At 56.7% G+C, this 7,369-nt stretch carries 4 protein-coding genes and 1 pseudogene; 3 read left to right on the top strand and 2 right to left on the bottom strand.

The window, feature by feature from the left end; genetic code table 11:
- Together C8D99_RS15470 and C8D99_RS15275 are read left to right on the top strand one after the other, a co-directional pair.
- A pseudogene (locus C8D99_RS15470) lies at positions 1–183 on the top strand (IS256 family transposase); the annotation flags it as partial.
- Between the two features lie 984 nt (positions 184–1,167).
- Positions 1,168–1,338 (top strand): hypothetical protein, encoded by a 171-nt coding sequence (locus C8D99_RS15275; protein ID WP_166670204.1) that lies wholly within the window; start codon positions 1,168–1,170, stop codon positions 1,336–1,338.
- 244 nt (positions 1,339–1,582) lie between these two features.
- Here the strand turns inward: C8D99_RS15275 and C8D99_RS13740 are convergent, their stop codons facing one another.
- A complete protein-coding gene (locus C8D99_RS13740; protein ID WP_133959077.1) occupies positions 1,583–2,773 on the bottom strand; it encodes a metallophosphoesterase family protein in 1,191 nt (396 codons plus the stop codon).
- 204 nt (positions 2,774–2,977) lie between these two features.
- Positions 2,978–4,609 (bottom strand): L-glutamate gamma-semialdehyde dehydrogenase, encoded by a 1,632-nt coding sequence (gene pruA / locus C8D99_RS13735; RefSeq protein WP_133959076.1) that lies wholly within the window; start codon positions 4,607–4,609, stop codon positions 2,978–2,980.
- 350 nt (positions 4,610–4,959) lie between these two features.
- Here pruA and C8D99_RS13730 point away from each other — a divergent pair, with 350 nt between their 5' ends.
- The gene (locus C8D99_RS13730; protein WP_133959075.1) at positions 4,960–7,338 is read left to right on the top strand and encodes an ion transporter; all 2,379 of its coding nucleotides are present in this window, start codon (positions 4,960–4,962) and stop codon (positions 7,336–7,338) included.
- Positions 7,339–7,369: the final 31 nt, after the last annotated feature.

Genomic DNA, 7,369 nt, shown 5'->3' with positions numbered 1-7,369 from the left:
GCGAAGACCCGGAACTGCGGATCGAGGGCAACGACGCTGGCAATGGTCTTCAAACTGGCTCAGTCAGCAGAGAAGAGGTGGAGAAAACTCAAAGGTTATGAGCTTCTTGGAGAAGTCATCACGGGAGTGATTTTCAAGGACGGAATACGTGTATCGGACCAATCGGACAGGAGCGCCGCCTGATGACCCATACACCAGATTTGACAATAGCTCCCTGGTGACGCAAATGCCTCGCTTCCACATAGCATTCCGCAAAAAATAAGAATAAGCGCCAGAAAAATTGAAAAATACTTCCTCAAAAACATTCTCCCCTTTCTTGGTTATTTTTTGCTTTTTATTGCTTATTATGCATTCGCATATTACACCATTTTTGTCATTTACTTAAGTAGAAAAACAAAAAAATACGAAGTCTAACTTTTCTTTATATATCGTTTGCATATTGTTTGTTGTATTTTGCCCGCATGCCCAATTGTAAGCTTCTGCTCCTTGACATCTATAGCAGCAACGGCATATTCGAGCTCCGGCAGCATAGAAAAGCTCTCTCCGAAAATGTTCAGCTTCAAATCGCTTTGGATCAGACGCACAAACGGTATCTACCCTTCTCCGATTCTTTCCGCCAATCCGGCAGAGCACCCAGGAATCGGCAAAACAAGGCAAGTGGTTCATCGCTCAAACTTTTTGACTTGTTTTAATAAAATTCTATCCACGGCACCAGAACACCCTCTTTTTGGGCAGGCTGGACAAAAAACAACTGCGGCGCGAGGCAACTGTTGCATTTTTTGCATCAGTTCATAAAGAGGACAATCCTTGAGTTTTCCGTGCTTGGAGTTCCAAGACTTCACGCCATTTTCTCTCTGAGCTGTCCCGTCAGCAGCATCAGAGGAAAGCAGACTTGCATCCTGAGGTGAGGCGTTCCGTGAAAGGCTTCGTCTTGGATGATAAGAACCTGAAGCAAGTACGGCCCAAAAACTGCCCTAGTGGTGGAGCCGGTTGGAGACAGCTTCGGAAGGCTGCTGGAGATTGTCGGCGGGCCGGGGAGAAACGACTGAGGGGAAGCCCCGCCTGGATTCCGTTCCATCTTTTTTGGGGTATACTTGGTTTCATTGAATCAGACTCTTCGTTCACCAAAGAATGGCCTGACATCATATCTACGGGGAGGCGGTTTTCATGGAGAGAGTCGTGAACTCCATTCTCCTTTTGGTTTCGGGAACCAGCCTGCTTCTGCGCCTGGTGTGCCTGGCGGCGGAATCGCTCTTCTGGGGACTGGTGCTGTGCCTGTGGGCAGCTCTGTCCTCGCTCTTCCTGTGGTCCTTTGTGAAAACTATCTTCTTCTCCTGACAGTCCTTTTGTCCGCTCCCTCACCCTCAAAAGCAGACGCCCGGGAACTCCCGGTTTTGGAAAGAATATTGCCGCCGACGCCCTCGGACGGCACTTCCTGGCCTAGCCCGGAAAACAGCTTTCCAGGAACAAACCGGCCCTCCCGAAGTTTCGGGAGGGCCAGCCGCATGTCCGACGTCGCCGTAAACGCAGACAGCTTCTCTCCTCCCCGGAAAAGAAAAACCGTTTCCGGCGAGGCGCTGTGCTATACAGCCACGGGAACGCTTCTCTTTTTCTCTGGTGCCGTCTCGGGGGGAGCAGCGGGGACAACCGGAAGAAGCCTGGGCCTTTCGGACACATCTTCGATTATTTTCTCCCCGTCCCACCTCACGATCCCGAAAGCCCCGTCCCGGTGTTCGACAAGAGCTGAGCAGCTTTCAACCCAGTCCCCCGTATTGCAGTAGACCGCATCTTTCAGGTTCCGGATCGCCGGGTGGTGTATGTGCCCGCAGATGACCCCATGGTGTTGCCCCCTTCGTGTTTCTTCGAGCAAAGTATCCTCGAAGTCCCCCACGAAGGCCACCGCGTCCTTGACCCTGTGTTTCAGGTACTGTGAAAGGGACCAGTAGGGAAGTCCCAGGCGGGAGCGCACCAGGGTGAGGAGAGTGTTGAGGTACAGTGAAAAGGTATAGGCCGTGTCTCCGAGCAGGGCGAGCCATTTCCTGTATTTGACGACCACGTCGAATTCGTCGCCGTGGATGACCAGAAAACGCCTTTGGTCTGCAGTGATGTGGACAGCTTTTTTGCAGATCCTGATGCCGCCGAAGTCATAGCCTTCGAACTCGTCCGCGAACTCGTCATGATTGCCGGTGATATATAAAATTTCCGTTTTTTTTGCCATCTTGAGTATTTTCCGGATCACAAGATTGTGAGACCGGGGCCAGCGGGGATTGTTCCTGAGTTTCCACCCGTCGATGATGTCTCCCACCAGGAAGAGTTTTTCGCACCTGATCGAGGAAAGAAAGCATGCAAGCTCTTCGGCCTTGCTCCATCGCGTCCCCAGGTGAACAAGCGGACCGCTGTACAGGCCGTGTCTTTTCATCCGGGCGGCGATGGACATGGGAAGAAAGTGAGTAGCTACAAAGGCTTCGGGTGCGGTTTTTTTTATGAAATCGGCGAAGGGTTGTGTTCTGTTCAGGCTGATTCTGTCGATCATCCTGACGATGGAACTCTTGTCGGGGGAAATGTCGGTAAGCCGGTACATCGCCCCGCACAATCCGTGGGAGTGTTCGCCGGCCATCTGGTACACGTCGGAATAAAATAGCCGGAACACAGGGTCGGTAAAATCGAGAACATCGGCCATTTCCGCAACTCTTCCCGCAGCACGGACACTCTCGGCTATGGCCGCCGCGGCCGACCTGTGCCCGTTTCCTGCCGTGGCATATGCTATCAGCATCGGCTTCCCCCTTCTAAAATGCTGTCTTTTTGAATCAAGTGTAGTGGAAATTCGTAACGGAAACTTTTCGGGGATGTACCGGATACGTTGCACATTCTTCTGCCGGAAAACGCCGGGCGGCAGTGAATGATCCCGCAGCCCGGACAGTATCAAAAGAACGCCCGTCCCTGTATGGGAACGGGCGTTCCGTTTTTTCAAAAAGGTCTATTCCTCGTCCATGAAAGGATAGGCGTACCACCTGGGAGGACGGAGGTTTTCCTTCACGGTGAGGGGGCTCGTCCACCGGAGGAGGTTCAGCCTGCTTCCCGCCTTGTCGTTGGTTCCCGACGCTCTCGAGCCTCCGAAGGGCTGTTTCCCCACCACGGCGCCGGTAGGCTTGTCGTTGACGTAGAAATTCCCCGCGGCATATTTCAGTTTCCGGGCGGCAAGAGCCAGGGCCTTCCTGTCGGCGGCGAACACCGCACCGGTCAGGCCGTAGGGGGAGGAGCGGTCGCACAGTTCGAGGATTTCCCCGAAGCGGTCATCCTCGTAGGTGTACAGGGTGAGCACGGGACCGAAGATCTCCTCCCTCATGGTAACGAATTCCGGATCGGTGGTCTCGATGACCGTGGGCTCCACGAAATAGCCTGCTGATTTGTCGCCCCTTCCTCCGAAGAGGATGTCAGCTTCGGTGGACGTGCGGGCTGCCGAAATGTATTTCATGCAGTTGTCGAAGGAGGCTTCGTCGATGACGGCGTTGATGAAGTTCCTGAAATCCTCCGGCGATCCCGTCTTCATGTCGGCAATCATCCGTCCCGCCAGGGACAGGATTTTTTCCCTGAGGCTCTTCGGTATATAACATCTCGAAACGGCGGAGCACTTCTGCCCCTGGTATTCGAAGGCTCCCCGAACCATGGCGGTAACGGCGGCGTCCACGTCTGCAGATGGATGGACGACGAGAAAATTCTTCCCTCCCGTCTCCCCTACGAGCCGCGGGAAGGACCGGTAGTTCCGCAGGTTTTCCGCGCACTGCATCCACAGCTTCGAGAACACGTCCGTGGACCCGGTGAAGTGTATTCCCGCCAGGTCCGGGTGTTTCGTCACTACTTGGCTGATCATCTCTCCCGAACCGGGAAGGAAGTTCACCACCCCGGCGGGAAGGCCGGCCTTCTCGTAGATCTTCATCAGGTAATAGCTGGAAAGCAGGGACGTGCCCGCGGGTTTCCAGAGCACTGTGTTCCCCATCAGCACGGGGGCAAGGACGAGGTTGGACGCAATGGCCGTGAAGTTGAAGGGGGTCACCGCAAAAACGAAGCCTTCGAGAGGGCGGTACTCCATCCTGTTGAGACTGTCCCTGTCCAGACGTGGCTGTTCGGCGTATATGGAGGAAGCGTAGGCCACGTTGAACCGTATGAAATCCGCCGCCTCGGCAACGGCGTCGATCTGGGCCTGGAAGACGTTTTTGCTCTGGCCGAGCATGGTGGAGGCGAGAAGGAGGTCCCTGTACTCCGTGGTGAAGAGTTCCGCGATTTTGAGCATCACAGCGGCCCGTTCGGTCCAGGGGGTATTTTCCCATTCTTTCTTTGCCCTGGCCGCCTCCTTGACAGCCCTTTCCACGTCCTCCGGTGATGCCTTGCAGTGTGTCGCAAGGATGTGGCCGTGATCATGGGGCATCACCACCCGCCCCTTTTCTTCGCTTCCATACTCTCTTCCCCCTATGATCAGGGGTATCTCCGGAACCTCGGAACGGACCTTTGCCAGGGCTGCCTTCAACGACCGTTTTTCCGGCGTCCCCGGTGCATAGCCGAGGAGAGGCTCATTCTCCGGTTCCCGGAACACGAAAAAACTGTTGTTCAACCTAATCCCCTCCTTAATTCAGATTCATCTGCTCACAATTTCCTGGAATCAGGAAATAACTGCAGCTATTTTGTTTTGAGCTCAATCTTCAGGGAAGTGCAACAGCATGTCAACTTATTGTCTTATTTGGCCTGTTAAGGTTCATTTTGACAAAACCTTCCCTCCCGGACCATTTTATTGCAAAGACACATCAATCAAGGATACAATACCAAGAGTGTACAGCGGCAACAATGCGGCGAAAGGGAACCTCTCCCGTTCCGCCCGGCGGCGAAGCCGAAACGGGCTGTCCCGGATAGGGCTGACGGCAGCGGGTCCATTCCCCGCACAATCCCTTCACAGGAGGCTGCGCCATGGGGATTCTCTCTGCGGACAAGGGCGCTTACTCCAGGAAGGTCGACCTCTTCTTCCGGCATCCCGTCGTGGAGGGGGCGCTGCTCTTCCTCATTTCGGCGTCGGTTCTCGCCGCCATAGCGTCTATCCTGTTCGACCACCTTTTCCTTGAGTGGCTGAATCTGTTCTTTTCCGCCCTTTTCTCCGTGGAGCTCACGGCCCGGTTTTTCACTTACGGCGGGAAAGAAAAGGACTATGTCCGGGACTGGTGGATGGACTGGGCGGCCACCATCCCCTGGGACGTCTTCTTTTCCTTTCTCTTTCCCGGAGGCGGCGCCTCCATGCTCCGGCTGCTCCGCCTGCCGAGGATCTTCCGGCTGCTCCGGTTCCGGCGGCTGAAGAAGTCGGAAGCGGCGCGCTGGCTGTCCTACCGCTTCCGCCGCCTGATGGAAGTTTCCATCTGGCGCCAGTCCCTGACGCTGCTCCTCGTCTCCCTCGTCTTCGTGTGGGTCTTCACCGTTCTTCTGGACAGGGTGGGAATGAACTCCGAACACGGCGGCAACTTCTGGTTTTCCCTGATCACCATGATCAGCTCCGACAGCATTTTCGAGATGCAGGGGCAGGACTCCCTGGTAAAGGGGCTGGTGCTGCTCCTTTCATTTATCGGGATCGTCCTGTTCAACGGCATCCTCATCGCCATCATCATCGGCAAGCTCATGGAACGGCTGGGCGAGATGAAGGACGCCGGGGAGGTCCGTGAGCGGGGCCATATTCTCCTCCTCGGGTGGAGCGAGTGCATTCCCCATATCCTGGACGAGCTTGAATCCTTCTGTGTTTCCGAGCGGAAACACCCCGTGAAGGTGGTGGTGATGGGGGAGACGCCACCTTCACCCTCCGGCTGGCCCCTGGTGCCGAAACCTCACGTCAGGGTCATCACCAGGACGGGCAGCTTCCAGAACGAGGATGCCCTGGAACGCATTTCGGCCCACCGGGCCTCGGCGGTGATCGTTCTCGGGGAGAGCTCTTCCGACCGAAAGCTGTCCGAGAGGCTGAACGACCCCATCGTCACCCGGACCCTCCTCGCCCTGGAGACGCTCCTGGGCGACAGAAGGAAGCGGGGATGGACCCAGGGATGGAAGTCCGACAGGTCTCCGGTGATCATCCTGAACTATCTCGACCTGGGGAACAGCCTTCACGTGACCGATTTCCTCCGCCCCTTCGGTTCGGAGAACAGGAGAATCTTCTTCAATCCCCTCTTTTTCACCGGCAGGCTGATCTCGTCCATGTGCCTCAACCCCTACGCGGAGGACATTTTCAACGAACTTCTGACGGCGGAGGGGAACGAGTTTCATTACGTCAGCCCGTCCATCGGCCGGGGGATGATCTGGAGGGACATCGCCGGGGCCTTCCCGAAGTCCGTCCCGGTGGGGTACCGGGACGGGAACGGTGAGCTGCGAATGGTTCCCTTCCCCGATGAACCTCTTCCGGAAGATGCCGGGATAGTCGTCCTGAGCGAAAACGGCTGGGACGCCGCCCTTTTCGATCCTTCGGCGCCGGGGGGACGGCAGGATGGGAAGGGGCCTTCCCTGTTCTGCCCCATGGGCGGCCTTCCTTCGGGGACCCTGGTCATCGTGGGGGTGAACCCGAAGCTTCCCTTCATCATCGAAGGACTGGGCCGGCTCGCCATGAAGATCACCATCGCCGACAACCAGACGGAAGAGGAGTTCGCGGCATGGTACGCTGAATATTCCAGGACGCCCCTTCCCGAGGGCGTGCTTTTCCGGGAATGCCGCTTCCGGTCCGAGGAGGAAGTCCGCCGGGCAATCGATATCGGCGGAACGGACAGGATCATTCTCCTGGCGGACGGACATTTGCTGAACGCGGCCACGGCGGACCGGATCGACGCGGAAACGGTGTCGAAGCTCCTGATGCTCAGCAGGCTGATCGGGCAGGAGAAGCGGGAAGACATCCGCCTGATCGTGGAGACCCTGACCGTGGATTCGGAAGTGGTGGTGCGGAATATCCGCAACTGTTCCAACGTGATCGGTCCCCTGACCATCGGGAGGCTGCTGACCACCTTCGCCCTTCAGCCGGAATTCGAGCCTGTCTTCCGTTCCCTCATCCAGTTCGGCGACATCGACATCGTCTGCTGTCCAGCGGAAGCCGCCCTTTCCGGAAACCCGGAAGGAGCGCCCCTTTCCTTCGGGGATCTTCTCAGCATGCCCCGGAACGGCTCCATTCCCATCGGCTGGGTGGTTCCCCCGCCCGGGAGCGAAGACGGGAGGAAAACCGACCCGGGAGGGCTGAGACGCCTCGCCCCGACGGTCATGCTGAACCCGCCCAAGGACAGCCTTCTTCCTCCCGGGGCGGAGATCATCTTCCTCCATCGGGAGGCATGAGATCGGACACCGAACGAAAAAACATCCCCGG

Origin of the sequence: Aminivibrio pyruvatiphilus, from assembly GCF_004366815.1 — a bacterium.
In the GTDB taxonomy this organism is placed as follows: Bacteria; Synergistota; Synergistia; order Synergistales; family Aminobacteriaceae; genus Aminivibrio; species Aminivibrio pyruvatiphilus.
This window is presented reverse-complemented; position numbering and strand designations above follow the sequence as displayed.